This window comes from Alkalilacustris brevis, assembly GCF_003350345.1.
In the GTDB taxonomy this organism is placed as follows: domain Bacteria; phylum Pseudomonadota; class Alphaproteobacteria; order Rhodobacterales; family Rhodobacteraceae; genus Alkalilacustris; species Alkalilacustris brevis.
The window spans coordinates 1-2,072 of the sequence record NZ_QNVJ01000102.1; the positions used below are offsets into that span (position 1 = coordinate 1).

Below are 2,072 nucleotides of genomic sequence, written 5' to 3' on the forward strand. Positions count from 1 at the left end.
GAGGCCGCCATCGGCTTGAGCCCGAAGCTGCAGATCCGCTCGGGCGCGCGGCCCGCCGATACCAATGCCACGGACGCCGGCGATCTGCTGGTCGAGATCGACCTGCCCGAAGACTGGCTCGAGGATGCCGCCGCCGGGGAGAAGACCCTCAAGGGGCTCTGGAGCGGCACCGGCACCGCGGCCGCCGCCGGCGGCACCAATGCCGGGCATTTCCGCATGAAGGACACCACCGGCACGCTCACCCATCTGCAGGGCACCATCACCATCACCGGCGCCGGCGGCGACATGGAGCTCGACAACCCCAATATCGCCCAGAACCAGGCCGTGACCGTCACCATCTTCACCCTCACCGCCGGGGGCGCCTGAGACCATGCCCCGGCTCGTCAATCGCGCGAAGATTACCACCCCTACCATCGGCACCGGCCCGCTCACGCTGGGCCTGGCGCTCGAGGGCTTCCAGAGCTTTGCGAGCGCCGGTGTCGCGCAAGGGGAGACCTTGCGCTACGTGCTCGAGGAAGGCCCCGCCTGGGAGATCGGCACCGGCACATACGATGCCGCGGGCCCGAGCCTCACCCGCAATGTCACCGAGAGCAGCAATGCCGGCGCGCCGATCGCGCTTGCCGGCAGCGGCGTGGTCCTTGCCGGCCTCACCGCCGCCGATCTCACGGCGCGCGACAATGCCGTCACCTCGGTCGCGGGCCGAACCGGGGCCGTGGAACTCTCCCGCGAGGATGTCGGGCTTGATCAGGTCGACAATCTTCCGGCCGCCGCGCTGCGCGATCGCGCCACCCATGGCGGCACCCAGCCAGCCAGCACCATCACCGGGCTGGCCCCTGTCGCCACCTCCGGTGCCTATGCCGATCTCTCCGGCACCCCGCCCGAGCTTGCCCCGGCCCAGGTCACCGATCCCGGGAGCGGCACCTATGGGCTGGTCAATGGCGCGCTGCTGGCCGCGCTCGGGAGCGGCGCCGACCTCGATCATCAGGAGTTCCTCACCAGCGGCGTCTGGATCAAGCCTGCCGGGCTCTCCGAAGCGGCCCTGGTCATCGCCGAGCTCTGGGCCGGCGGCGGTGGCTCGCAATCCTCCTGGAACAACCGATCCAGAGGCGGGGGCGGTGGCGGATACAATCGCCGGGTCATGCGCGCGGCCGATCTTCCGGACACGGTCGATGTGATCGTCGGGGCCGGTGGTACCGGGTTCGGTGCCTTCGGGGGCAATTCGGCCTTCGGCGATCATGTGACCGCCCATGGCGGCGGCTGGGGGCGCAATGACAGCGATGCGGGAGATCGCACCGGCGGCGGCGGCGGGGGCGAGCTGGAACCCGGGCGCGGCGGCAACCAGGGCAGCGCCAATCTGGCCGCCGGCGGCGCGGTCGGCGGCGGCGACGGTGTCACCAACGCGCCCGGCGGAGATGCCGGCACGCTCTGGGGCGGGGGTGGTGGCGCCGGGGCCGGCAACCATCGCGGCGGACGCGCTGTCCTTGGCGGGGGCGGCGGGGGCGGTCGCAACGGCAGCAGCCACGGCTTGGGCGGCGAAAGCCTCCTTGCCGGCAATGGCGGCGCGGCCGGGCAGAACGGGGGGTTTCCCGCGGGCGGGGCCGGCGCCGGGATCGGGTCGGAGACCACCGGCGGCGACGGGTTCGTGATCGTGAGGGTGATCGGATGAAGATGGCCGTGATCGACCCCGATACGGGGCTGGTGGAGAATGTCGTCCTGGCCGACCCCGGCTTTGCCCTGCCGGGCAAGCTTCTGGTGGCCAGCAACACCGCTGTTCCCGGCAACCTCCATGATCCCGTCAGCGGCACATTCCATGCGCCCGCACCGCCACCGCTCGCGCTCGAGGCGATGAAGGCGCGTCAGCGCGCCGCTCTCGCCGCGCAACGCTATGCGGTCGAGACCGCCGGGATCCGGCTCGGCCCCATCGCCATTGCCACCGACCGGGTCTCGCAGCAGATGATCACCGCAGCCGTGGTCGCGGCCGGGCGCGACGCGGGTTTCAGCACCCGCTGGAAAGCGGCGGACGGCAGTTTCCACGCGATCGATGCCGAGACCATGCTCGCCATCGGCACCGC

General features: G+C 71.8%; 3 protein-coding genes. All 3 read left to right on the plus strand.

Features of this window, described 5'->3' with window-relative positions:
• Nucleotides 1-366, plus strand: a 366-nt coding sequence (locus tag DQ229_RS16565) for a hypothetical protein (protein ID WP_114967265.1), incomplete at its 5' end; no start/stop codon positions are given.
• A gap of 4 nt (nucleotides 367-370) precedes the next feature.
• Nucleotides 371-1,666 (plus strand): glycine-rich domain-containing protein, encoded by a 1,296-nt coding sequence (locus DQ229_RS15955; protein ID WP_114967266.1) that lies wholly within the window; start codon nucleotides 371-373, stop codon nucleotides 1,664-1,666.
• On the plus strand, nucleotides 1,663-2,072 hold a 410-nt coding region (locus DQ229_RS15960), incomplete at its 3' end, for a DUF4376 domain-containing protein (RefSeq protein WP_155326544.1). The genes DQ229_RS15955 and DQ229_RS15960, both read left to right, overlap by 4 nt.

Coding starts and splice junctions, on each gene's coding strand:
- DQ229_RS15955 (WP_114967266.1), top strand. CDS start 371: ATGCCCCGGCTCGTCAATCGCGCGAAGATTACCACCCCTACCATCGGC.